This window comes from Micromonospora sp. NPDC048907, from assembly GCF_055586885.1.
Genome location: NZ_JBVJHI010000004.1, coordinates 423,332 through 446,960, shown reverse-complemented (window position 1 = coordinate 446,960; position 23,629 = coordinate 423,332). Strand labels below are relative to the sequence as shown.

Sequence of the window (23,629 nt, the reverse complement as noted above, 5' to 3'; positions counted from 1 at the left end):
CCCTCCGCGTCGCGCGGCAACCGGGGAACCCACCGGCTCCGGGATCCGCGACGCGACGCGGCCACTTGCCACGGTGGACCCGGCGCGGCTCGGCCGTCCTCTTCGGCCGGAACCCCGGAAGAGCCTTCGTGAGCTGGGAAAACTCGGCGATGGCCAGGTTGCTACGACAGATTCGACGGTTCCGCAGCCGAGGGGCGGGGCCGTCGCCCGGCCGGGTGAAGAACTTCACAAGAAGTGGGCGTTCGTCACAAACCGTTCCTAACGTCGAGTCCGTTCGCGATCGCGGACACCACGGGCCGGCAACGCCTAATCCCGCCGCCGGCCCGGTGGTACCTGGACCTCGGGCGGGAGCGGGGGACCCACACGTTCCTCGGTGCACGACACCTCGGGGTGAAGCCGCCTGCGGCGGCCGGGCTCCTCGCCCGAACCCGACAGCTCACCTCGTCGGCGTGGAGGACAACCACATGGCAACTGAACACGTCGCCCGTCATCGACGGGTCGCGCGGCGTCGCACCGCCGTCGGGGCTCTCGTCGTCGGCGCCGCCACCGGCGCCGCCGCCTTCCTCGGCCCCGCGGCTCCGGCCAGCGCCGCCGGCGTCAACTGGGACGCCGTCGCCCAGTGCGAGTCCGGCGGCAACTGGCACATCAACACCGGCAACGGCTACTACGGCGGGCTCCAGTTCACCCGGAGCACCTGGAACGGCTACGGCGGCCAGAGGTACGCCAGCCGGGCCGACCTGGCCAGCCGCGGTGAGCAGATCGCCGTCGCCGAGAAGGTCCTCGACGGACAGGGCATCGGCGCCTGGCCGGTGTGCGGCAAGAAGGGTGGCTCGACCAAGCGGTACTCGGCCAGCGACTCGGGCTCGAAGAAGGCCGCGACGAGGAAGGCCACGACGAAGAAGGCCACCTCGGACCGGTCGTCGCGGGGCGACCGGCCGGCCGCCCACGGCGCCCGGCGCACCACGCCGAGCGCCGGGGGCTACCTGGTCCGGCCCGGGGACACCCTCTCCGGGATCGCCGCCGCGACGGGCGTCGCCGGCGGTTGGCGCGCCCTCTACGAGCGCAACAGGGGCGTGGTCGGCACCGACCCGGGTCTGATCTTCCCGGGCCAGAGGCTGCGCCTGCGCTGAGCCCCACCGGGCCCGGCCCGCGCGGGCCGGTCCACCGCACCACGAACGCCCGGCCGGGGCTCCCCGGCCGGGCGTTCCACGTCGGGGCCGGTTGCTATCGTCACGGTGCTCGGAAAGACGTGAAGAAAGCGCGGATATGACCAACGACTCGTTCTCCGCGGCCGCGAGCCTCGACGAGCTGCTGACCAGGACGCAACAGGCGCTGTCCGCGATGCGGTCCCGGGCCGTCGAGCACGCCGACGGCGCGCCGGCCGAGCTGCTCCGCGCCGAGGGCGCCGCGGCCGGCGGCCGGGTCCGGGCCGTCGCCGTCCAGGGTGGCCGGCTGGAGTCCCTCACCGTCGACCCGGAGCTGGCCGGGGAGCCCTTGGAAGCCCTGTGCGGGCACCTCGTGGTGGCCGTGAACGCCGCGCTCACCGAGCTGGACGCGCGGGTCAGCGCGTCGGCCCGGGCGGACGTGGACGCCCTCGCCGCCCGGCTCGGCGGCCTGCCGGAGCAGTCCGCGCGGGACATGGAGCGGTTCAGCCGGGCCATGGAGGGCGTCGCGGCCCGGATCCGCCGCGACGGCGCCGCCGGCCCGCGCGCGACCCACCCGGCCTGACCGCGGCCGCGACCGACCGGCCACGTCCCGCGGCGGAGACGACGAAGCGGCCGGCCGTCGGGAGGACGACGGCCGGCCGCTCCGGTGTGCTCAGCTCAGGGTGAGCGAGGTGTCGTCGACGACGAACGAGGTCTGCAGGGAGCTGTCCTCCACGCCGCTGAACGAGATGGTGGCGGTGGTGCCGGCCAGCGACGAGACGTCGAAGGACCGCTGCACGTAGCCGGTGGCCTTGTTGAGGTTGGAGTAGGTGGCCAGCGTGGTGCTGCCCGCCTTCACGGTCAGCTTGTCGTAGGCGGTGGTCGTGGTCGACTCCGCGCTGTCGATGTGCAGCCAGAAGCTCAACGTCGCCCGGCAGCCGGCGGGGATCGACACCGACTGGGTGAGGGTGTCGGTGTGCGTCGAGCCGTAGCCGTCGAGCCAGGCCTTGTACGAGCCGCCGTGCGCGGCCTGGGCGGTGTCGTTCGTGATGACGCCGGAGCTGGCGCTCCAGCTCACGTTGCCCGACTCGAAGCCGGGGTTGGCCAGCTTCTGGCCGGTGCAGCTGCCCGACGGCGGGGTGGTCGTGGTGGTCGGCGTCGGGGTGCTGCCCGTGCACGTGGCCTCACCGGTCTGCGCCGGCACGCTGATCGCGGTCCAGGCGGCCTTGACCGCGTTGAACTCGGTGCAGCTGGTCGGGTAGAGGTTCTTCGCGGCCTGCAGCGTCCAGACCCGGTACTTCAGGTACGACGAGGACGAGGTCTTCAGCAGCATCGCGTTGTACATGATCTTCATGGCCTTCTGGATGCCCAGGCCGGTGACGCTGCTGCCGTTGCAGGTGGAGCTGGCCGGCTGGCCGTTGGTCGGGCTGCTGCCGTTGGCCAGCAGGTAGAACCAGTGGTTGCCGGGGCCCGCCGCGGCGTGCACCTCGGTGCCCGGGATGCTGCTGGAGTAGCAGTTCGGGTCGCCGAGCGCCGACGGGTTGTACATGTTGCGGATCGGGCCGCTGCCCACCAGGTTGACCTTCTCGCCGACCAGGAAGTCGGGAGCGTCGTAGCTGGACGGCTCGTTGGCGAACCACTCGGTGGCCGCGCCGAAGGTGTCGGCGACGAACTCCTGCGTGCCGCCGCCGGAGATGCCGCCCGGCGTGTGGTCGTCGATGCCGTGGCCGATCTCGTGGGCCACCACGTCGAGCGAGCCGATCCACTGGCCCGAGGTGTTCTTGCCGATCTGGACCTGGCTGCCGTCGTAGTAGGCGTTCTGGTCGTTCAGGCCCACCCGGATCGGCCAGTAGCCGCCGTTGCCGTCGGCGCCGTTGCGGCCCAGCCACTGCGCGAGCATCTTGTGCTCGGTCTGCGCGGCGAACAGCGCGTCGACGCAGCCGGTCTCCTTGTTGGTGGCGGTGCCGTTGCCCCAGACGTCGTCGGAACCGCTGAACGTCGTGTTGTTCGCGGCGTCCTGGCAGCTCAGGTTGGTGACGGTCGGGTCCTTCATGGAGTACGTGCCGCCCGACTGCGTGGTGTTCAAGGTCAACGGGTTGGGCCCGTTCCACGCCCCGGTGCCGGTGCCGTGCACGACGTGCTCCTGCGTGCGCAGCACCGCGCCGGTGACGGCGTCGACGTCGACCGTGAGCCGGCTCGGGCCCTCGGCGCCGGTGCCGCGCACCGTGGTCTCCCAGGCCAGCGCCGGCCGGGCGCCGAGGGTGTAGACGACCAGGTTGGTGCCCTCGACGGTGGTTACCGTCCTGAGCTGGGCGCGCGCCGTCCTCGTCGCGGCGGCCGAGGTCAGGTTCGGCGTGGTGGCGAGGCTGCCGATGGCCTGCTGCTGGGCGACGGAGGCGTACTTCAGGTTGCCGGCCGTGTCGGTCGCGAGGACGAAGTCGCCGCCGACCACCGGCAGGCCCTTGTAGGTGCGCTCGTAGGGCACGTACTGGGTGCCCTCGGAGGAGATGACCGCCTTCTGCACGAACGCGTCGTCCGAGCTGGCGTGGAGGTAGGCGGGCCGGCCGGCGACCAGCGCGCGCGCCGAGTCGGCGGCGATCGCGCGGGCCTGGGCGGCGTCGGGTGCGGCGGGGCCGGGCGGCGCGGCCTGCACGGCCGCGGCGGTGCCGGCGGCGAGCAGACCGGCCGCCGCCGCGCCGGAGAGCGCGACGAGGCGAGGTGAGAGCTTCAAGGGGGTTCGCTCCTGTTCCTAGGCGCGCCGCACGGAGCCCGGTGGGGACGGGCGGCGCGGTGTGGTGAGGCGGGGTGACGGCCGTTCTCCGAGGCTGCCGGCGTGGCCCCGGTTCGACAGATCGACCGTCGTGAGTCGCCGGGGGTCGGCGACTCGCTGGGGGCACAATCACACGGGCCCGGGCCGGGATCAATGGGTGACCCGGGCAACCGGCGCCGGGTGGTCGCCGCGCCGTCGCCGGGAATTCAGGAACCCATGATCTTCAATATGCTCTGATCAGGCCGAATGTTCTCCGCGACCGACGGCGTCCTGTCGGATCTGCGCCGATTGCCGCTCCGTGCAGGTGGCGCGCATTACCCCTCGGTCGAGCCGCCGGTCGCCCCGCCCCGTCCGGCCGGCGTCCCGGTGCCGGACGGCTCGCGGATGATCACCCGTTCGGTCGCCTCCCGGGCGGGCCGTCCTGCGACAGGCGTAGGAGCGGACGCCGACCTTCTGCCACAGGTGTCCGAAGACGTGGACGTCTGTCGATCCGTAGGTTCGGGGCGACCGTCGCGGCGGCGTGTCCCCTGTGCGCGCCGCCCGCTCGGCGGACGGCGCGGGGAGGAGGAGCACGCGGATGCGAAGCGGAAGACATGCCTGGCGGGCCTCGGTGGTGGCCCTGGCGATCGCGGTCACCGGCCTGCCGGCGACCGGCGCGCTGGCCCGGCCGGGCGCGAACGAGCACCCCCGGCTCGTGGTCGAGGACGGCGTCACCCAACCGGTGTTCGGCTACGCCGACGCCGTCCGGGAACGGGTCTTCGTCACCTCGGACGTGGACACCGACGGCGACGGCGCCCGCGACGTCGTGGCCATGGACATCATCCGGCCCCGGGCCAGCGAGAACGGCCTCAAGGTGCCGGTGGTGATGGACGCCAGCCCGTACTACTCGACGGTCTGCCGGGGCAACGAGAGCGAGTGCAAGGCCGACGTCGACGGTGACGGGCTGAACGACACGTGGCCGCTGTTCTACGACAACTACTTCGTGCCGCGCGGCTACGCGGTGGTCCTGCTCGACATGATCGGCACGAACAACTCGACCGGCTGCCCGGTGACCGGCGGCCGGGCCGACAACATCAGCGCGCCGACGGCCATCGACTGGCTCAACGGGCGCCGGCCGGGCGTCGACGCCGCCGGCCGGACGGTCGTGGCGGACTGGCACAACGGCCGGACCGGCATGATCGGCAAGTCGTACGACGGGACCCTGGCCAACGCCGCCGCGGCCAGCGGCGTACGCGGGCTGACCACGATCGTGCCCATCTCGGCCATCTCCAGCTGGTACGACTACTCCCGGAGCAACGGCCTCGTCACCCGGGCGAACAACTACTCGGGCAGCCTCGCGAACACGGTCACCAATCCGGCGCGCCGGGCCCACTGCGCGCCGGTGCGGACCGCCCTCGGGGAGGGCGGCGACGACGTCACCGGTGACTACAACGACTTCTGGGCGGAGCGGGACTACGTGCCGCACGCCGACCGGGTCCGGGCCAGCGTCTTCGTGGTGCACGGCATCAACGACGACAACGTCCGGCCGGACCACTTCAGCACGTGGTGGGCCGCGCTGGGCGAGCAGGGCGTGCCCCGCAAGCTCTGGCTGACCGGCACCGGCCACGTCGACCCGTTCGACTTCCGGCGGGGCGCCTGGGTGGACACCCTGCACCGCTGGTTCGACACGTGGCTCCAGGGCCTCGACAACGGGATCATGCGGGAGCCGGCCGTCGACATCGAGCGGGCCCCGGACGTCTGGGAGACCGCGCGTGCCTGGCCGCTGCCGGACGCCCGGCCGACCCAGGTGTTCCTCCGCGCGCCGGCGGACGGGAACGTCGGCGGGCTCGCCCTCCGCTCCGGCCCCGGCAACGCGTCGGCGACGTTCCAGGACACCCCCACCATGACGGCCACCAACGCCGTCCGGCACCCGTCGGACCCGGCGGCCAACACCGAGAACCGCCTGGTGTTCCTCTCCGGGCCGCTGGCGGCGCCGCTGCACCTCTCGGGCACCCCCGTCGTGAAGATCAACGCCACCGTCGACGGGGAGGACACCAGCTTCGCCGGACTCCTCGTCGACTACGGCACCCGCCCCCGGTTCAGCACCAGCGGCGACGGCATCCGGACGCTGACCGAGGAGGACTGCTGGGGCGCGACGGCGACCTGGGGCGGCTTCGCCGAGGACGCCTGCTACCGGAAGACGGAGAAGACCGTCGCGACCAACCCGCAGGAACTGGTCACCAAGGGGATCATCGACGGCCTCAACCTCGACTCCCGGTCGGTGTCGACGCCGCTGGTGCCCGGGCGGAAGACCGCTGTCGACCTGAACCTGCTCCCCGAGGACTACGTCTTCGCCGCCGGTCACCAGATCGGCGTGGTCCTGCTCGGCTCGTACTCCGGCTACAGCAGCCGGGCCAAGCAGAACCGGGCCCACATCACCGTCCACTTCGACCGCAGCCGGATCACCCTGCCGGTGGTCGGCGGTCGGGCCGCCGCGGCGGCCGCCGGCCTGTAGGAGAGTCCGGGGCGGGGCGCCGACGGCGTCGCCCCGCCCCGGCTACCGGGCCGGCTGGTACCGGCCGGTGAGCCGGCCCAGCTTCAGCGCCAGGTGCAGGCAGAGCCGTTCGTTGCCGTCCTTGAGGTCGGTGCCGGCGAGCAGCTCCACCCGTTGCAGTCGGTAGTACAGCGTCGTCCGGTGCAGGCGCAGCCGCTCGGCGGTGGCGTGGGCGTTGCCGGCCAGGTCCAGGTACGCCTCCAGGGTCTCCAGCAGCACCTGGTGCGCCTCGTCGCCGAGCAGCCGGCCCAGTCCCGGATGCACCCGCGCGACGTCCAGGTGCCCGGCGTCCACCCCGGACAGCAACCGGTAGATCCCCAGGTCGGCCCAGGGCACCACCGGGCCGAGGACGGGCAGTTGCAGGCCGACACGGGCCGCCTGGAACGCCTCCTGGTAGGACAGCAGGCTGTCGTACAGCCGGGGCCGGCCGTCGCCGACCCCGAGCACCGTGCGGCTCACCGACGCCAGCCCCCGGGTCGCCGCCCGCAGGGCCTGGTCGAGGTGCGCGGCCGCGTCCTCCGCCGCCACCCGGCCGGTGGCCCGCCCGCCGCACAGCAGCAGCACGCCGTGGTCGTGCCGGACCAGGTGCAGGGTCTTGCGCGACCCCACCCACTGCCGGGTGGCGACCAGCGCGTGCTCCAGGGCGACCCGGGCCGCGTCGTCGAGCACCTCGTCCCGGGCCACCGCGAGCTGGGCGACAAGCGCCGTGACCTGGCCGTCGCGGGCCACCACGCCGTCGGTCAGCAGCGACCGGACGGCCTCCCGGCGGGCCTCCGGGGAATCGACCAGCAGCGTCCGGGTCGCCTCCGCCTCCCGCTGCGAGGTCAGCTCGCCGAGCAGGTTCTCCCGGTAGAGGGCGAGCGACAGGTCCGGCATCGCCTCGGTCACCACGGAGATGTCCTCGTCGCTCATCCCGTCGACCGCGTCGATGAACCAGACGAAGCCCAGCAGGAGGTCCTGGTGCCGGATCGGCACGCAGACCCGGGGGAGCAGGTCCAGGTCGGGGCGGGCCGGGGTACGCACGGGCTGCCGGGCCTCCATGATGCCGATCTCCCGGGCCCAGGCGATCACCTCGGGCGTGGTGTGCCGGCGCAGGATCGAACTGCGGCGGACCCCGTCGATCACCCCGGTGTGTTCGCTGTAGACGACGACGCGCTGGCGCCGGTCCTCGATGAGTGCCGGACGCTTCACCCGCGCCGCGACCCGGTCGACGATGCGTTGCAGCTCCATGCGCATGCGCTTCCCCCGGACCGGCCCGGGTCCCAGCGGGGTCCCCGCACGGCGCGGGCCGGACGTGTGCTGGTAGGACCCTCGGCCTACCTTCCGATGATGTTGGCGGGCGCGCAATACCCCGCGACAGCCGTACCTTCCGGGGCGGCGGGGTTCCGGCATCTGTCGGAAGACCGCCGGCCGGCACGCCCCTAACGTGTGCGGGGCCGGGTCCCGCCGAGAAGGGAACACCGTCGTGGCCGCAACCAGGCCCTGGCAGGGTGTCGTCGTCGCCCTCCCCACGCCGTTCCGGAACGACCTCTCCGTCGACTACGACCGGCTCCAGGAGCACGTGCGCTGGCTCGGCGACGCCGGCTGCCGGGGCGTCACCCCGTGCGGTCCGCTGGGGGAGTACCCGGCCCTGTCCGAGGGGGAGCGCGCCGACGCGGTCCGCGCCGCCGTGGAGGCCGCGCCGGCCGGCTGCGCGGTGCTGCCGGCCGTCGGCGGGTACGGCAGCCGGCAGGCATGCCACTGGGCCGAGCAGGCGCGGGCCGCCGGGGCGCAGGCGGTGCTCGCCCCGCCACCGGTCGGCTACCCGGGCGGCCCCGCCGAGGTGGTCGCCCACTACCGCGAGGTGGCCGCCGTCGGGCTGCCGGTGGTGGTGTGCCGCGATCCGGCCGAGACCACCGTGGACCTCACGCCGGACCTGCTGGCCCGGGTCGCCGAGACCGACGGCGTGGTGGCGGTACGGGAGGACGACGTCCGCCGGCTGCACCGGATCCGGGACCTCTGCCCGCACCTGGACGTGCTGGCCGGCGCCGACGACGTGCTGCTGGAGCTGACCGTGTGCGGCGCTACCGGGTGGCTCGCCCGCTGCCCCAACGCCCTTCCCCGGCTCTGCCTGAGCCTGTACCGGCTCTGTGCGGCCCGGGACCTGGCCGCCGCGCTGCCGCTCTACGCCCGGTTGCATCCCCTGCTCGGCTGGGGTGCCCGGACCGAGGCGGTGCAGGCGGTGAAGCTGGCCATGGGCCTGGCCGGCCGGTACGGCGGCCCGTGCCGGCCGCCGCGCGGCGCGCTGCCGCCCGAACTGGAGGAACGGTTGTGCCGGGACCTGCGGCGCGCCGAGCGGGCCGACACCGGTCCGGTGCCCGCGGCGTGACCGTCCTGCACGTGTCGGAAGTCGCCGGGCCACCTGCCGACATCTGCACGGTGACCGCCGCGCCGGCCGGCTCCTAGGGTCGAGATCGGGCGTGATCAATGCGGACGGGTGAGCGCCCCCTTGAGCACCCCGCCCCCTCCGCCCGGACCTGAGAGGTGACCCCATGCGCCTTCTGCTCACCAGGCGTGCGGCGTGGCGCTCGGTGCTGGCCGCCGCCGTCACGACCGTCCTGGTCGCGACCGGCTCCGCCGGGCCGGCCGCCGCCGCACCGGACGGCCCGCCGGGCGGGCCCGCCCCGTTCCAGCCGCTCGACCCCCAGCGCTGGCAGAACCCGGACACGATGACCTGGGACGACTACCGGCAGGTGCCGGGCCGCGACTGGTCCGACCCGACCGTGCGCGGGTCGGTCCGCAACTTCAAGATCGCGCTCGTCACGCTGGACTACGTGGACCAGCCGTTCGTCATCACCCAGCCGGCCGGCTCGACGGTCTTCGGCAACCCGCAGGCGACCGCCGCGAACGTGCCCCGCAGCCAGGTCGCGACGTTCTACACCGACTTCCTCAACAAGCCCGGCGACCTGAACCGGGGGCACACCCTGCACGAGTACTGGATGCAGGACTCCAACGGCCGGTACGGGGTGGACCTCAGCGGCTTCGGCCCGTACGAGATGCCGGCGAAGTCCTACCAGTACGGCATCGACAACGGCTTCAACCCCGGGGCCTGCCCGGCCGGGGAGACCTGCGCCAAGAACATCCGCACCGACGGGCTGGGCGCCTGGCGCGCGGCGGTCGGCGACGCCGTGGCCGATAGCTTCGAGCTGGTCTTCATCCTCTCGGCCGGCCAGGACGAGTCGTCCACCTGGCAGGAGTTCGGCCAGATGATGTTCCAGACCAAGGAGGACGTGCCGGACGCGTGGGGCCCGCCGGACCCCGCCCTGCCCAACTACGCGAAGACCCGGTACGTCGAGTGGACGTCGTGGAAGGCGGCCGCCACCATCTGGCCGAACGCCGGCGGCGGCTCGTCCACCCAGGCGGAGAGCTCCGGCCAGGGCGTGTACGCCCACGAGCTGAGCCACCTGCTGAGCATCGGGGACAACTACAACAACCCGTACGGCACACCGTTGCGCCGCGCGTACACCGGCATCTGGAGCATGATGTCGCGCGGGTCGTTCAACGGGCCGGGCGGGCCGCACACCCGCTGGCAGATCCCGCCGGTCAACGGCGGCTCCATGGGGTCGCTGCACATGCTGCGGGACAAGCTGAAGATCGGGCTGCTCGGTGAGGAGCACGTGCTGCGGCTGTCCCGGGAGGGCCTGGCCACCTCGGGAATCGTGGTCGCCGACGTGACCGCCCGCGCCGTGGACGCCGGGCCGGGCGGCCTGACCGGTCTCAACATCGCCATGAACGCCGACCGCGCGCCGGCGTGCAGCGTCACCACCGACCCGCTCTGCGACGGCGGCCGGTACAACAACTACACCGTCGAGGTCGTCGACCGGCTGGGCGCGGACTCGTTCACCCCGGACAACGGCGTCCTGATCAGCAAGACCAAGAACACCGACAGCGCGCCGTTCGTGTGGGTGGTCGACGCCAACCCGCAGGACATCGACATGGTCGACTTCTACCAGCCGAACGGCACCCCGCAGAAGATCACCATGGGTGACTACCGGCAGCTGTCCGACGCGCTGTTCCACGCCGGGGCCAACTCCGGCAGCGAGTACGAGTACGTGGACGAAGCCAACCGGCTGCACTTCTACGTGCTCAACCTGCGCCGGGACGACGACGGGGTGCTGTCGTACACGGTGGCCGTGCGGTCGCTGGACGGCGCCGGGCCGAGCGTGCACGGGGTGGCGCTGTCCAAGGGCCACCTGGTGACCCACGGCAAGCCCACCGGCAAGGGCGCCACCTGCACGTTCGACCTGACCAACACCGGGACGTACGTGGCCGGCGGGCAGCCGCACCCGGAGGACGCCGGGGCGTACCTGCGCTCCGACGTCTACCGGCTCTCGGCGACCGTCGGTGGCCGGGGCTGGCGGGTGGAGCTGCCGAACGAGCTGGCCACGGCCGAGTTCGGGGCCCGCACCCCGGTGGCCGTCTCGGTCGGCGCCGGCTCCGGCGCGACCGCGACCACCCTGGTGACGCTCACCGCCACCTCGGAGAGCGACCCGAGCAGGACGGTGACCAGCCAGTGCCGGGTCGAGCGGCCCCGCGCGCAGCTCGGCTGACCCCGTCCGGGGCGGTGCGGCCCGCGTGCCTCACCGCCCCGGGCACCACCCCCGAACGCCCAGGAGGACAGATGCGGCGCCTGCTGGCAGCGCTCGTGCTGCCGTCGCTGCTCACCGGCGCGCTGACCGCGTGCGGTGACGCCGAGGAGGCCCGGAAGGCGATGACCGTGCGGGTGCTCGTCCGGGACATCAACATCCGGCCGGCGGGCGTCGAGTGCGCCGGCACCGGCCCCTACACGCACTTCCACAACCGGGCCCCGTTCCAGGTGGTCGACACCGGCGGCCGGACGCTCGCCGAGGGATCGCTGTCCCCGGGCCGGTCGGTGGCGACCTTCGCCGAGGACCTGGAGGTGACGCGCGTGCCGACGTACTGCGAGTTCGCCGTGCCGGTCGACCTGGCCGCGCGGGACGCCTACCGGCTGGTCGTGGACGGCCACCCGCCGGTCGACCTCACCCCGAACGACAGCGAGGGGCCCGCGCTGGTCGCGGTGGTGCCGTCGTGACCCGGGCGTACGCCGTCCGGCTGGCCGCCGTCGCGCTCGCGGCGGCGCTCGCGGCGACCGGCTGCTCCGGCGGTGACGAGGCGCCCGCCCCGCCCGCGCCGGTGGCCGGTGGGGCCGCGGCGCTGCCCGGTCCGGCGCCGGCGGACCTGGCGCTGCGGCCCGCGCCGTCCGGGGCGCCCGGCGCACCGGCCGTCACCGGCGCGCTCGCCGACGGCAGCCCGGTGGCCCTCGCCGAGCTGTGGGCCGACCGCCCGGTCGTGCTGGTCTTCTTCACCTCCTGGTGCACGCTCTGCGCCGACCGGCAGGCCGCCCTGAGCGAGCTGGCCCGCCGCCACTCCGACGAGGTCGTCCTCGTCGGGGTGGCCACCGAGGACAAGCCCGAGGACGTCCAGCGCTACCTGCGGGAGCACCGGGTCGGATACCCGGTCGTGCTCGACGCCGACGGCACGATCTGGCGGTCGTACGCGGTCCGCGAACCCCCGGCCGTGGTGGTCGTCGCCAAGGGCGGCGCGCTGCTGCGCGGCTGGCCGGGCGGTGTGGACGCGGCCACCCTCGACACCGAGCTGCGGCGGCTCGTGCTGGCGCGCTGACCGCCGGGTCGGTCCGCGGGGTGGCCGGCGAGCCGGTCCCGCCCGGCGTCCGCTCGGGCGCCACCGGCTCGGCCGGTGGCGCCATCGGTCCTCCCGCGCTCAGCGGGCCAGCCAGGCCGCCGCGTCGGTGCCCCACCGGGTCGGCGGGCTCGCCCAGTCCGGCCGGCCGCCGGGCAGCGTGACCGGCGGCAGCGCGTACCGGAGGCGGCCCGTGGGGCCGTCCCGCTCGGCGCACCAGGGGTCGGGGTCCGGCGGCGCGGCGGCGGTGACCGGCCCGGCCGGCAGGTCGTGCCGCAGCCACCGGGCGGTACCGGCCAGCGACAGGTCGGCGGTCCAGGCGCCCCCCTCGTGGGCGCGCCGCGCCAGGGCCCGGAGCACCGCCGCGGCGAGCAGGTAGCCGGTGCCGTGGTCGAGTGCCTGGGCGGGCAGCACGCCGGGCGTGCCGTCCGGCCGCCGCTCGAGCACGGCGATGCCGGCGGCGGCCTGCACCAGGCTGTCGAAGCCGCGCCGCCCGGCCCACGGGCCAGTGCCGCCCCACGCGGACAGCCGCGCCACCACCAGGTCGGGGCGGTGCCGGCGCAGCGCCTCCGGCGAGAGGCCCCACCGGTCCAGCGCCCCCGGCCGGTAGCCGGTGACCACCACGTCGGCGCCGGCCAGCAGCGCCGCGAAGCGGGCCCGGTCGGCGTCCCGGCCCAGGTCGAGCAGGGTGGAGCGCTTGCCGGCGTCGGTGTCCAGGTGCTGGGGCTCCAGCTCCGGCAGGCCGGGGGAGTCGACGCGCAGCACGTCGGCGCCGAGCAGGGCGAGAAACCGGGTGGCCACCGGGCCGGCGATCACCCGGGTCAGGTCGAGCACGCGTACCCCGGCGGCCGGGAGCCCGGGCGGCGCGGGTGGCGCCGGGCGGGCCGCCGCCGGAGCGTCGGCGCGCAGCCGGACCAGGGGTTCCGCCGCGACGGCCGCGGCCTGCGGGTGGGCGTCCCACTCCGCCGGCGTGCGGGCGGCGACGGCGAGCCCGCCGGCCGCGGTGACGTGCTCCTCGACCTCGACGGCCCGCCGGGCGCCGAGCCGGTCGCCCACCGCCGCCGCGAGGGCCTCGTCGTCGGGGCGGGCCGGGTCCAGGTCGAGCGCGGCCAGCAGCCGCCGCCGGTGGTGCGGGTAGTTGGCGTGGGTACGCACCCAGCCGTCGGCGGTCGGCCAGTACCGGGACAGCGGGGCGAAGCCGTCGAACGACCGCCCGTCCACCCGCAGGTGCCGCTCGCTGGTGAAGGAGACCGCCACGGCGCGGGTGTCCACGGCCAGCGGGTCGGCGGACCCGGCCCCGCGGGCGCGGGCCAGTTCCCGGGCGGCCAGCCCGGCGGCGGCGACGCACGCGACGGCCAGGTCGGTCACCGGCAGCCGGGCCGGCAGCACCCCGTCCGGGCCGGCCGGACGCACCGCCGCGACGGCCGCCGGGTCCCCGCCCAGCGCCGTCCAGGCCGACCGGATCGCCGCCGTCGTCGTCGAGTCCACCACCGGTCGATCATCGCACCGCCGGCGGCGGCCCGACGCTCACCGGGGTTTCCGGGTCTTCGACGGTGTCAGGCTCGGCAGCGGGCTGAGCGAGGGGGAGATGGTCGGCAGCGAGGTCGGCCGCCTGCTGGGGCTGGGACTCGGGCGCGACGGGGTGGTGCTCGGCGTCGGCCGGGCGGACGGGGTGGGCGAGGACGTGGCCGGCGGCGGCGTCGGGGTGCTGGTCGCCGGGGCGTCGTCCGGGAACGCCGGTTCGGCGAACCGGTACTTGTCCGGGTCGAGCTTCAGCGCCGCGGTGGCGTCGGCCATGAACTGCCGCCAGATCGGCCCGGGCCCGGTGGAGCCGTAGACCTCGTAGCTGCCGCCCGCCGTCCGGAGCGGCTTGCCGTCGGTGGTGCCCAGCCAGACGGCGGAGGCGAGCGCCCCGGTCCAGCCGACCATCCACGTGTGCACGTTCTGGGTGGTGCTCTGCCCGGCCTGCCAGGTGCCGGTCTTGCCGGCGGAGTCCCAGCCGTTGTCGAGCTCGGCCGCCTTGACCCGGCGCAGCGTCCAGTCGAGCTGGTTGATCGCCTCCTGGTCGAGGCCCAGGTCGGTCTGCTTGAGCTGCTCGCCCCAGACCTTCTCGTCGCCCTTGGTGACCGACCGGACGAAATGCGCGTCGGCGCGCTTGCCGCCGGCCGCGAAGGTGGCCATCCCGTTGGCGTGGTCCTGGACGCTGATGCCGTACTGGCCGATGCCGACCTCGGTGGAGAACCGCCGGGCCACCTCGTCGGCCGGCTCGGTGCGCAGGTCCACCCGCTGGGGCTGCGGGTTGCCCTTGACGGTCTCCCACATCGACTCGACGCCGGCCCGCTTCGCCATGTCGATGACCTTGGCGGTGCCGAGCTTCTCGGTCAGCTCGAAGTAGGTGACGTTCAGCGACGCGACGGTCGCCTCCCAGAGGGCGCAGTTCGGCTGGCAGGCCGCGTGCTCGGCGTTGCGGATGGGGCCGGCCGGGCTGCCCTTGGTCCGCCCCGACCCGGGGAACTCCTTGGTGTCCGGCGAGTCGAACCGCTGCTTCACCGAGATGCCGTCCTCGACGGCGGCGGCCAGGTCGTACACCTTGAACGACGAGCCCGGCGGGTGCTGGCCGAACCCGCGGGCCTGGCCGTTCTCGTCGCGGTACCAGCCGGCGTAGTCGGCGCCGGATCCGCTGCTCCCGCCGTAGTAGCCGAGCACCCGGCCGGTGCCGGGCTCCACGGCGACGAGCGCGGCCTGCCAGTTCTTCGGCTGGCCGCGGACCGCCTCGGGCGCGGTGTCCCGGCGGATGTCGGCGGCGGCCTCCGCGGCGTCCTGCACGCGCTTGTCGATCGTGGTGACGATCTTGTAGCCGCCGTCGCGGATCACCTCGTCCGGCTTGCCGCGGAACGGCTCGGTCTCCCGCAGTTCGCCGAGCACGTGGTGGACCACCAGGCCGGTCGGCCCGTCCAGGCCCGAGCGGCCCGCGTTCGGGTCGATGGGCCGCACCGAGTCCGGGTACGCCAGGTTCGCCGCCTGCTCCGGGGTGAGATAGCCGAGTTTCACCATGCCGTCGCGGATGTAGTTCCAGCGGTCGATCGAGTTCTGCTTGGCGAGGGCGTTGCGCCGGGGGTCGTAGCCGGGGGAGCCCTCGGGGTCGGCCGGGTCGGCCTCCGGCTGCTTCACCATGGCGCAGAGCACCATGGCCTCGGCCTGGGTGAGCTGCTGCTGCGGCGGGGCGTCCCGGCGCACCGTCTTGCCGAAGAAGGTCTGGGCGGCCGCCTCGATCCCGTACGCGCCCCGGCCGAACGGGACGGTGTTCAGGTAGAAGCCGAGGATCTCCTCCTTGGAGTAGGTGTCGTCCAGCTTCCAGGCGACGACCGCCTCCCGCAGCTTCCGCGAGTAGGTGACCCCGCGCAGGTCGGCGGCGACCCGCGCGTACTGCTGGGTGAGGGTGGAGGCACCCTGCCGCTGCCCGCCTGTGACGTTCGCCCAGGCCGCCCGGAGCACGCCCTTGAAGTCGATGCCCTTGTTGCTCCAGAAGGTCCGGTCCTCGGCCGCCACGATGGCCTGCTTGGCCGAGTCGTTCATCTGGTCGTACGGGACGATGGTGCGGTTCTCCGCGCCCAGCTTCGCCATCGCCGTGCGCCCGTCGGCGTAGTAGACGGTGGTCGACTCGGGGAGCTTGAGGTCGGTGGGGGTCGGCACGCTGTCGAAGTAGTAGCCGCCGGCCACCAGGCCGGAGCCCGCCAGCAGCGCGAACACCGCCAGGAAGGTCAGCAGGCGGTTCCGCCGGCGCCGCCGCCCCGGCGTGGGGGTCGTGGAGCCGTCGGCCTCGTGGTCACCGGTTGGACGCATCCGCACCCGATACCCTCCGTCTGCTCGGCCGAATCGTGTCCCTGCCCGGCTCGCAGGCTAGCGGAGCTGCGACGACGGCACCGGCCTCCGGCGTTCTTTCCCGTGGCGGCCGCCGCGCCGCACCGCCGGGAGACATTGACAGCCGCGGCTGCGCCGGGCAGGCTCTGACGAGCTGCGGGAACGCTCCCATCACCCGTTCCCCCGTCCCCTCAGGAGCAATGACGTGGCCCTGACTCCCTTTCGGCGGCGCGCCCTGACGGCTGTCGCCGCCGTCGCCGCGACCCTCGCCGCGGCGGTGCCCTTCTCGCCCGGGCCCGCCGGCGCCGAGATCCGCGACGGCGTGCGGTTCTACACCCCCCGACCGGACCACGGGGCGGTGGCCCAGATCGCCCGGCTGACCGCCACCGGGCACCACCGGCAGGCCGCCGCGCTGCGCACCATGATCCGTACCCCCCAGGCGGTCTGGGTGACCGGCGGCTCGGCCGCCACGGTCACCCGGACGGTCAACGCCGAGGTGCGCCGGGCGGCCGGCAAGAGATCCGTGCCCGTGCTCGTGGCGTACAACATCCCGTTCCGCGACTGCGCGCAGTACTCGGCCGGCGGCGCCACCTCGGTGGCCGAGTACGAGCAGTGGATCGACGCGTTCGCCCGGGGCATCGGCGGCCACGAGGTGGCCGTCATGCTGGAGCCGGACGGCCTGGGCATCATCCCCTGGTACACCACGATCAACGGCAGCCAGGACTGGTGCCGCCCCGCCGAGGCGGACCCGGCGACGGCCGCCGCCGACCGGTTCGCCATGCTCAACTACGCCGTCGACAAGCTCGGCGCGCTGCCCCGCACCAGCGTCTACCTCGACGGCACGCACAGCGCCTGGCTCGGCGTCGGCGACGCCGCCGACCGGCTGGTCAAGGCCGGCGTCGGCCGGGCCGACGGCTTCTTCCTGAACGTCTCCAACTACGAGACCACGGAGCGTCAGCTCAAGTACGGCAACTGGATCGCCAAGTGCGTCCACTACGGCACGGCGGGGCCCGAGTGGGCGCGCGGCCACTTCGAGTGGTGCGCCAGCCAGTACTTCCCGGCCGACCCGGCCGACTTCAGCACCTGGGTCCGCACCGACGAGTGGTACGCCGAGAACGTCGGCGACGTGCCGGCCGACCGGCTCGCCCACTTCGTGGTGGACACCAGCCGCAACGGGCAGGGCCCGTGGACCGCGCCGGCCGGCGTGACCTGGCCGGACCCGCAGACCTGGTGCAACCCGCCGGACCGGGGGCTGGGCCTGCGCCCCACCACGGCCACCGGTGACCCGCTCGCGGACGCGTTCCTCTGGGTGAAGACGCCCGGCCAGTCCGACGGCCAGTGCGACCGGGGCACCGGCACCGGGCGGGACCCGGCGCGCGGCGGCATGGCCGACCCGCCCGCCGGCGCCTGGTTCGCCGAGCAGGCCCTCGAACTGGTGCGGTACGCCAACCCGCCGCTGCGGTGAACCGGCCCGGGCCGGGGCGGTCGACCGCCCCGGCCCGGATCGACCTCAGCGCAGGGCCCACCCGGTGGCCCGGCCGTTGCGGGTCCTGGTGATCCGGCGCGTCGACCAGCGGCCGTTGCCGCCGGCCCGGTTGCCCCAGAACGGCGACAGCCGCCACATCGGGTGGGTGGTGGTGTCGCCCGGTCCCGGGAAGGCCTCCCGGTCGGCGTACCCGTGCTGGCGGAACAGGTCCCGGTCGGCCTCGGTGAACACCTCCGCGTACGTCGGCAGGCTCAGCGTGTCCATCCAGCGCTGCGCCCCGACGAGCACCGCGGCGGCCCGCCGGGCGGCCGCCGGGCCGGGTGCGGCCAGCAACGCGAGGTGGTTGTGCGCCTCGGCCGGTCGCCGGACGGCGAGCGCCTCGTCGAGCCGCAGGAAGCGCTCCTCGTCCGGGCCGGCGGCCGCGGCGAGACGGTCGGCGTACCGGTTCGGCGCCGGGATCGGCCGGTAGCGGTGGAACCAGACGGTCGCCGCCGTGCCGTCCCGGAGCAGGAACGCGTCGCCGAAGAGCATCGCGTGTTCGGTCCAGATCCGGGCCACGGCGGCCAGGACGGCGGTGCGGCGGTGCGTGTCGGGGACGAGCCACGCGGCGAGTGCGGTCGGGGAGAGGGCCTCGGCGACGAGATCGGCGATGCGGCCGATGTCGCACCACCGGGCCCGGACGACGGGTGTGGCTGTGCTCATGAAGACTCCTGGTCACCAGGGTGATCGCGTACGTGGGAGGGCGCCGGGAACGGTCGTCGTCCGGCGCCGGCCGTGAGCGGCCGTGCAGCGTGTGGCAGGAGGAGGCCGGGTGCGGTGCGCGGCGGCGGACGCCACCGCGGGCCGGTCAGGCGGGCCGGGTGCCCGGGCGGGGCGAGCGCGAGGCCGGCGGCGGGCCGTCGGCCGGGCCGCCGCGGTGGCCGACCAGGGCCGGCGGGGCCCAGGGGGTGGGGCCGGTGACGGCCGGCGCACCGTGGCCGCTGCCCGACGGCCCCGCCGCACCGCTGCCGGCCGGGGTGGCCGGGGCTGCCGGCGTGGCCGGGACCGGGTCCCGGTCCGAGCGGCCGCGCTGCGGCCGGGAGGACGGGCCGGAGCCGCCGTCGTGGGGCCGCGCGGCACCGGCCGTGTCCGACGGTCCGTCGCTGGTGGTCGCCGGGCGTGTCTCCGGTCCCGCGGCGCGGCCGGTGGCGTCGGCCGGAGCCCTCGGGGCGTCGGCGGGCCGGTCCGGCGCCGGGCGGTCGGTGGGGCCGCCGGTGGACGGTGGCGACGTGCCGGGCGGGGTCGTCGCGGGTGGCGGCGGGGTCACCGGGCCGGTGGGTGGGTCCAGCAGGTCGGTCACCGGGGTCAGTGGCGTCAGGACCGGGTCCAGTGGCCGGCGCACCGGCTCCAGGACGCGCCACACCGGGGCGAGGACCGGGGCGAGCGGCCGGGTCACCGGGGCGAGCACGCCGGCGACGGGCGCGAGCACGGCGTCGCGCAGCGGGTCGGTGACCGGGCGCAGCGTGCCGGCGACGGGCGCGAGCACCGAGTCCCGCAGCGGGTCGGTGACCGGTCGCAGCGCCCCGGTCAGCGGGTCGAGCACCCCCGTGCGGACCGGGTCGAGGGCCGTGTCGAGCCCACGGTGGCCGCCCGCCCGCCGGTCCGGCCCGCTCGGGGTGCGCCGCGGGTCCGCCGGTCGCCGCGCGTCGTCGCGGGCCGCCGGAGCAGGGTGCCGGCCGGCCGGGCGGGCGCCCGGGGTGGGCCGGCGGTCGGTGTTCGCCCCGGGGCGGGTGGCGGGAGCGGCGCGGCGGCCCTCCGGCCGGGTGGCCGCCCGCTGGCCGGCCGTCCCGTCGGCCCGGCCGCCGGACGCGGACCGGTCGCCCGGAACGGGTCGGTCGCCGGTCACGGGCGGCGGGTCGGCGGCGGCGTCGTCGGAGGGCGGCGTCACCACGGCGAGGACCGGGCTCAGCGTGTCGGTGAGCAGGCCGACGACGGCGGTGAGCGGGGCCGCGGGCGGGCGTTCGGCGGCCTGCGCGGCGCTGCCCGTGGCGACCTCGTGGACGCCCCAGGCCGCCGCGACCCCGCCGAGCAGCAGGCCGACGCGCAGCACCACCCGCGTCAGCCGTCCGCCGCGTCGAGTCATCCCGGGCATCCCTCCGGCCACCGGGCAGCGCCGGCGGTCACCGCCCGCACTCTACCGAACGAGGTCGGTCGATCACAGTACGCTGCTGATCGAAATCGGGCGCGTCGCCGGATCCGCAGGCGTGGGAGATCGGCCGGTGGGGTACCGAGGGCTGTCATGAGCACGCGCGCCGCCGACCATCCCGCCACCGACTCCGGCACGCCGCCCGCCGGCGCCGTCGCGGTCGTCGCCCACCGGAAGAAGACCTTCGGCGGCGGCCTCGACGAGCTGCGCGCCGGGCTGGTCGCCGCCGGGGTCGGGCGGCTCCTCTGGTACGAGGTGCCGAAGAGCCGCAAGGCGCCGAAGAAGGTCCGCAAGGCGCTCGACAAGGGCGCCGAGCTGATCCTGGTCTGGGGCGGCGACGGCATGGTGCAGCGGTGCGCCGACGCCCTCGCCGGGTCGGACGTGCCCATGGGCATCCTGCCCGCCGGCACCGCCAACCTCTTCGCCACCAACCTCGGCATCCCCGCCGACCTGCCCGGGGCGCTCCGCATCGCCCTGCACGGCCGGCGGCGGGCGCTGGACCTGGGCCGGCTCAACGGGGAGCACTTCGCGGTGATGGCCGGCGCCGGTTTCGACGGCGACCTGATCCGCGACGCCGACCGCCAGCTCAAGGGCCGGCTCGGCCGGATCGCGTACGTCTGGACCGGGCTGCGGCACGTGCGCGGCGAGTGCGTCCGGACGCGGATCACCGTCGACGGCGCCGACTGGTTCGACGGCGACGCGAGCTGCGTGCTCTTCGGCAACGTCGGCACGATCACCGGTGGCATCCCCGCCTTCGACGACGCCCGGCCCGACGACGGCGCGCTGGAGATCGGCGTCTCCACCGCCAGCGGCGCCGTGGACTGGGCCCGCACGCTCGGCCGGATGGCCGCCGGCAGGTCCGACGAGTCGCCGTTCGTGCGGATCACCCGGGGGCGGAAGGTGCGCGTCCGGTTCGCCGAGCCGAAGACGTACGAGCTGGACGGCGGCGCGCGCGGCACGGCGAAGAAGCTGAAGGTGAAGGTGGTCCCGGAGGCCCTGACCGTCTGCTGCCCGGACCCGCCGGACTGACCCCGCCCCGCGCCGCCGCGGCACCGACCGGCAGGATGCCGGCATGGACGACGACGTGCGCCGCTACCTCGACGAGCTGGTCGGGCGGGCCCGGGCCGTGTTCGGCGACGACCTGGTCGGCGCGTACGCGGCCGGTTCGGTGGGCCTCGGCGTCTACCAGCCGGGACGCAGCGACGTGGACGTGGCCCTCGTGGTCGACCGACCGGTCGGCGGGCCCGCGAAGCGGGCGCTGGTGGACCGCCTGCGGCACGAGGCGTTGCCCTGCCCGGCGCGGGGCCTGGAGCTGGTGGTCTACCGGCGGGACGTGGCCGGTTCCGGCACCCCCGAGCCGGGCTTCGAGGTCGAGCTGAACACGGGCGCCACCATGCCCTTCCGCGCCACCTACGACCCGGCCGACCGGCCCGCCGCCGACGGGCGGTTCTGGTACGCGCTGGACCGCAGCATCCTGCGCCAGTCGGGGCTGGCCCTGCTCGGTCCGCCCGCCGCCGAGGTCTTCGGCGACCCGGGGCCGAGCGAGCTGCGGGGGCTGCTGGTCGACGCCCTGCGCTGGTGGCTGGCACTGCCCACCCCGCCCGGCGACGCCCCCGCCCCCGGCGCCGAGGACGCGGTGCTCGGCGCCTGCCGCGCGCTGGTCCGCTGTCGGGACGGCGTCTGGCTGGGCAAGGTGGACGCCGGGCGGCGGCTCGCGGCCGACGACGCGGACGCCGAGCTGATCCGCCGGTCGATCGCGGCCCGCCGCGGTGGACCCCCGCCGGCCGGACCCGAGGCCCGCGCCTTCCAGCGACGGGTGCTGGACCGGATCGCCGCGACGCATTGACGCAGGTCGTCGGCCTACTGTAAACAAGGCGTACTGATCAGTCGGGGAGGTCCCCATGCGACGCTCGGTACTCCTGGCCGCGCTCCTGCTCGTCCTCACCACCACGGGCCCGGCCGTGGCCGCGCCGCGGCCCGCGCCGCTGGCGGCCACCCCGGTCCAGGTCTACGGCGCCTGGCACTGCGGCAACGACTTCTGCACCTGGGGCACCGCCCGCACGGTCGCCCAGTTCGACAGCCAGAACCACTGGCTCATCGACCGCGGCGACGGCCGTCCCTCGGTCAACCTGGTGGTGCTGAGCTTCGTCAACCCGCTCGACCTGCTGCGCCAGACCACCGACGCCACCACCCTGGACGGTGTGCCGCGCGGCATGACCAGCGAGATCGTGCAGTACTTCACGGCCCGCGGCATCCGCGTGATGCTCTCGATCGGTGGCATCACCTACACCGACGACTGGGACGCGGCGCTCGCTGAGAACCCCACCCTGCTCGGGCAGCGGGCCGCCGCGGTGGCCACCCGGCTCGGCGTCGGCATCGAGATCGACTACGAGCAGAACACCGGCCCCGACCTGGCCGGCCTCCAGTCCTTCATCGACGCCTACCGGGCGGTCCACCCCTACGACGCCACCGGCGCCCGCCCGCCGGCCCGGCTCACCATCGACGTGGCCGCCGGCGACCGCTGGCTGATCGACCTCAACCGCAGGGCCACCACCGACTGGCTGCGCACCGACGTCCCGGTGCTCGACTACGCCAACGCCATGGTCACCGCCCGGCCCGCCTCGGCCGGCACCGCGCAGGCGGACTGGCAGGAGCACGTCGACGGCAAGTCGCAGTACAGCCCCCCGGTGCCCCCGCTCGCACCGGCCAAGTTCACCGGCGCGGTCTACCTGGCCTACGGCGGCAAGCCGCTGCCCGAGTGCGTCAACTACGCCAACTCGGTGCAGAAGGCCGCCGCCCCGTACGTGCAGAGCGTCGCCCCGCACGGCGCGGGGAGCACGGCCGGCATGCTCGGTTTCATGTTCTGGGCGGCGGAACGGCCCGCCACCCGAGGCATCGGCACCGTCCCGCCGAACACCTGCGAGGGCGGCGCGGGCGCCGGGGCGACCGCGCTCGCCGTGCCGGTGCCGATGCCGGCGCTGCGGCAGAGCTGACCGGACCCCGCCCGGTCAGTACGTGATCCGCACGCCCATCTGCCCCCAGGTGAGCCGGCCGACGACGCCGTCGTCGTCGAGTCCCCGCATCCGCTGGTACCAGCGGACCCCCTCCTCGGTAAGCGCGTCGAAGTCGACCCCGGCCGGGCCGCACCGGCGGGTGCCGATGAACCGCTTGACGAACGCCACGTCCTCGCCGGCGGTGCCCCGCTTCAGCGTGCGGCACCCGGGCGCCCGTCCCGGCTGCGGCCGGGGTGGGGCGGTGGCCAGCCGCAGGGCGGCCAGGGTGGCCGGGCCGACGAGCCCGTCCACGGTCAGCTTCCGGGCCTGCTGGAACGCGCGCACCCAGGCGGCGGTGCGCGGACCGAAGACGCCGTCGAGGGTGAGCCGGGCGTTCAGGCGGTTGGCCATGGTCTGCAACTCGCGGACGTCGCTGCCCCGGCACCCGTTCTTCAGCACCCGGTCACCCAGGCGGGTCGTCGCCGCGGTGGCGATGCCCCAGGCGCGGTGGCTGTCCTCCAGGGAACGCTGGTGGCTGACGCTGACGTGCAGGTGCTTCTGGTGCGGGTTGCTGCCGGTGTAGCGGGCGGCGGTGAACCCGCGGGTCCGGCTCCAGATCGTCCGGTTCCAGATCACGTACTGGCAGGACGGGTGGGTGATGGCGTGCCGCACCACCAGCAGCGGGTCGATGCCGTCGACGTCCACGTCGAGGGCGTTGACCGAGGCGTCGTCGCCGTCCGGGTTGTGGTCCGAGCGGCGCGCCTGGTGCGCGGCGTCGCCGATCCAGCCGTCCGAGCTGTGGTCCCGGTGCGGCCACCGGGTGTTGATCTCGTCGCGCAGCACCCGCAGCACGGGTGCCAGGTGAGCGCTCACGTCACTGCTCCTCTTCCGCGGCGAGGTCGTACTCGATCTCGTCGCCGATCAGGGCCTCCGGGTCGTCGTCCTCCTCGAAGACG

General features: G+C 75.0%; 18 protein-coding genes and 1 riboswitch. Of the genes, 11 read left to right on the top strand and 7 right to left on the bottom strand.

Annotated features, from left to right (window positions below; genetic code table 11):
- The first annotated feature begins 293 nt into the window (after positions 1-293).
- Positions 294-465: riboswitch (cyclic di-AMP (ydaO/yuaA leader) on the top strand.
- A complete protein-coding gene (locus ACZ6PY_RS16025) occupies positions 465-1,130 on the top strand; it encodes a transglycosylase family protein (RefSeq protein ID WP_466072830.1) in 666 nt (221 codons plus the stop codon). Its footprint overlaps the riboswitch before it by 1 nt.
- 136 nt (positions 1,131-1,266) lie before the next feature.
- Positions 1,267-1,728, top strand: coding sequence for a YbaB/EbfC family nucleoid-associated protein (locus ACZ6PY_RS16020; protein WP_466072828.1), 462 nt, complete (start codon positions 1,267-1,269; stop codon positions 1,726-1,728).
- 90 nt (positions 1,729-1,818) lie between these two features.
- Here the strand turns inward: ACZ6PY_RS16020 and ACZ6PY_RS16015 are convergent, their stop codons facing one another.
- Positions 1,819-3,876 (bottom strand): M4 family metallopeptidase, encoded by a 2,058-nt coding sequence (locus ACZ6PY_RS16015; RefSeq protein WP_466072826.1) that lies wholly within the window; start codon positions 3,874-3,876, stop codon positions 1,819-1,821.
- Positions 3,877-4,492: 616 nt separating this feature from the next.
- Between ACZ6PY_RS16015 and ACZ6PY_RS16010 the strand changes: the two genes are divergently transcribed.
- Positions 4,493-6,409 (top strand): Xaa-Pro dipeptidyl-peptidase, encoded by a 1,917-nt coding sequence (locus tag ACZ6PY_RS16010; RefSeq protein ID WP_466072824.1) that lies wholly within the window; start codon positions 4,493-4,495, stop codon positions 6,407-6,409.
- A gap of 42 nt (positions 6,410-6,451) precedes the next feature.
- Here ACZ6PY_RS16010 and ACZ6PY_RS16005 read toward each other — a convergent pair whose 3' ends face one another.
- On the bottom strand, positions 6,452-7,684 hold the full coding sequence (locus tag ACZ6PY_RS16005; protein ID WP_466072822.1) for a PucR family transcriptional regulator: 1,233 nt from the start codon (positions 7,682-7,684) through the stop codon (positions 6,452-6,454).
- A gap of 229 nt (positions 7,685-7,913) precedes the next feature.
- On the opposite strand from ACZ6PY_RS16005, the gene ACZ6PY_RS16000 reads away from it, so the two are divergent.
- The 4 genes from ACZ6PY_RS16000 (at position 7,914) to ACZ6PY_RS15985 (ending at position 12,130) form a co-directional block, all read left to right on the top strand.
- A complete protein-coding gene (locus ACZ6PY_RS16000) occupies positions 7,914-8,816 on the top strand; it encodes a dihydrodipicolinate synthase family protein (RefSeq protein WP_466072820.1) in 903 nt (300 codons plus the stop codon).
- Positions 8,817-8,979: 163 nt separating this feature from the next.
- Entirely contained in the window at positions 8,980-11,037 is a 2,058-nt protein-coding gene (locus tag ACZ6PY_RS15995; RefSeq protein WP_466072819.1) for a M6 family metalloprotease domain-containing protein, read from the top strand.
- A gap of 71 nt (positions 11,038-11,108) precedes the next feature.
- Entirely contained in the window at positions 11,109-11,540 is a 432-nt protein-coding gene (locus tag ACZ6PY_RS15990) for a hypothetical protein (RefSeq protein WP_466072817.1), read from the top strand.
- Positions 11,537-12,130 carry a TlpA family protein disulfide reductase gene (locus ACZ6PY_RS15985; RefSeq protein ID WP_466072816.1) on the top strand — a complete coding sequence of 198 codons (594 nt, stop codon included), beginning with the start codon at positions 11,537-11,539 and terminating at the stop codon, positions 12,128-12,130. The genes ACZ6PY_RS15990 and ACZ6PY_RS15985 overlap by 4 nt, the downstream gene beginning before the upstream one ends.
- Positions 12,131-12,229: 99 nt before the next feature.
- Here the strand turns inward: ACZ6PY_RS15985 and ACZ6PY_RS15980 are convergent, their stop codons facing one another.
- Both ACZ6PY_RS15980 and ACZ6PY_RS15975 read right to left on the bottom strand, forming a co-directional pair.
- Positions 12,230-13,639, bottom strand: coding sequence for a CoA transferase (locus tag ACZ6PY_RS15980; protein WP_466072814.1), 1,410 nt, complete (start codon positions 13,637-13,639; stop codon positions 12,230-12,232).
- Positions 13,640-13,675: 36 nt separating this feature from the next.
- Positions 13,676-15,991, bottom strand: coding sequence for a transglycosylase domain-containing protein (locus ACZ6PY_RS15975; protein WP_466072812.1), 2,316 nt, complete (start codon positions 15,989-15,991; stop codon positions 13,676-13,678).
- 223 nt (positions 15,992-16,214) lie between these two features.
- On the opposite strand from ACZ6PY_RS15975, the gene ACZ6PY_RS15970 reads away from it, so the two are divergent.
- Entirely contained in the window at positions 16,215-17,474 is a 1,260-nt protein-coding gene (locus tag ACZ6PY_RS15970) for a glycoside hydrolase family 6 protein (protein ID WP_466072810.1), read from the top strand.
- Positions 17,475-17,519: 45 nt separating this feature from the next.
- Here ACZ6PY_RS15970 and ACZ6PY_RS15965 read toward each other — a convergent pair whose 3' ends face one another.
- Complete coding sequence (locus ACZ6PY_RS15965; RefSeq protein WP_466072808.1) at positions 17,520-18,197, bottom strand: hypothetical protein; 678 nt, start codon at positions 18,195-18,197, stop codon at positions 17,520-17,522.
- 145 nt (positions 18,198-18,342) lie between these two features.
- Positions 18,343-19,617 carry a hypothetical protein gene (locus ACZ6PY_RS15960; protein WP_466072806.1) on the bottom strand — a complete coding sequence of 425 codons (1,275 nt, stop codon included), beginning with the start codon at positions 19,615-19,617 and terminating at the stop codon, positions 18,343-18,345.
- Between the two features lie 156 nt (positions 19,618-19,773).
- On the opposite strand from ACZ6PY_RS15960, the gene ACZ6PY_RS15955 reads away from it, so the two are divergent.
- The 3 genes from ACZ6PY_RS15955 to ACZ6PY_RS15945 are packed head-to-tail and all read left to right on the top strand — an operon-like array spanning position 19,774 to position 22,673.
- Entirely contained in the window at positions 19,774-20,709 is a 936-nt protein-coding gene (locus ACZ6PY_RS15955; RefSeq protein WP_466072804.1) for a diacylglycerol/lipid kinase family protein, read from the top strand.
- 43 nt (positions 20,710-20,752) lie between these two features.
- Positions 20,753-21,526, top strand: a complete 774-nt coding sequence (locus tag ACZ6PY_RS15950; RefSeq protein ID WP_466072802.1) for a nucleotidyltransferase domain-containing protein — start codon at positions 20,753-20,755, stop codon at positions 21,524-21,526.
- Positions 21,527-21,581: 55 nt separating this feature from the next.
- The gene (locus tag ACZ6PY_RS15945; protein ID WP_466072800.1) at positions 21,582-22,673 is read left to right on the top strand and encodes a glycoside hydrolase family 18 protein; all 1,092 of its coding nucleotides are present in this window, start codon (positions 21,582-21,584) and stop codon (positions 22,671-22,673) included.
- Positions 22,674-22,688: 15 nt separating this feature from the next.
- On the opposite strand, the gene ACZ6PY_RS15940 is transcribed toward ACZ6PY_RS15945, so the two are convergent.
- The gene (locus ACZ6PY_RS15940) at positions 22,689-23,546 is read right to left on the bottom strand and encodes a peptidoglycan-binding domain-containing protein (protein WP_466072798.1); all 858 of its coding nucleotides are present in this window, start codon (positions 23,544-23,546) and stop codon (positions 22,689-22,691) included.
- Between the last annotated feature and the right edge of the window lie 83 nt (positions 23,547-23,629).

Excerpts from the sequence above, each read along its gene's own strand:
- ACZ6PY_RS16025 (WP_466072830.1), top strand. The coding sequence starts at position 465 with ATGGCAACTGAACACGTCGCCCGTCATCGACGGGTCGCGCGGCGTCGC.
- ACZ6PY_RS16020 (WP_466072828.1), top strand. The coding sequence starts at position 1,267 with ATGACCAACGACTCGTTCTCCGCGGCCGCGAGCCTCGACGAGCTGCTG.
- ACZ6PY_RS16010 (WP_466072824.1), top strand. The coding sequence starts at position 4,493 with ATGCGAAGCGGAAGACATGCCTGGCGGGCCTCGGTGGTGGCCCTGGCG.
- ACZ6PY_RS16005 (WP_466072822.1), bottom strand. The coding sequence starts at position 7,684 with ATGCGCATGGAGCTGCAACGCATCGTCGACCGGGTCGCGGCGCGGGTG.
- ACZ6PY_RS15995 (WP_466072819.1), top strand. The coding sequence starts at position 8,980 with ATGCGCCTTCTGCTCACCAGGCGTGCGGCGTGGCGCTCGGTGCTGGCC.
- ACZ6PY_RS15990 (WP_466072817.1), top strand. The coding sequence starts at position 11,109 with ATGCGGCGCCTGCTGGCAGCGCTCGTGCTGCCGTCGCTGCTCACCGGC.
- ACZ6PY_RS15975 (WP_466072812.1), bottom strand. The coding sequence starts at position 15,991 with ATGCGTCCAACCGGTGACCACGAGGCCGACGGCTCCACGACCCCCACG.
- ACZ6PY_RS15965 (WP_466072808.1), bottom strand. The coding sequence starts at position 18,197 with ATGAGCACAGCCACACCCGTCGTCCGGGCCCGGTGGTGCGACATCGGC.
- ACZ6PY_RS15960 (WP_466072806.1), bottom strand. The coding sequence starts at position 19,617 with ATGACTCGACGCGGCGGACGGCTGACGCGGGTGGTGCTGCGCGTCGGC.
- ACZ6PY_RS15955 (WP_466072804.1), top strand. The coding sequence starts at position 19,774 with ATGAGCACGCGCGCCGCCGACCATCCCGCCACCGACTCCGGCACGCCG.
- ACZ6PY_RS15950 (WP_466072802.1), top strand. The coding sequence starts at position 20,753 with ATGGACGACGACGTGCGCCGCTACCTCGACGAGCTGGTCGGGCGGGCC.
- ACZ6PY_RS15945 (WP_466072800.1), top strand. The coding sequence starts at position 21,582 with ATGCGACGCTCGGTACTCCTGGCCGCGCTCCTGCTCGTCCTCACCACC.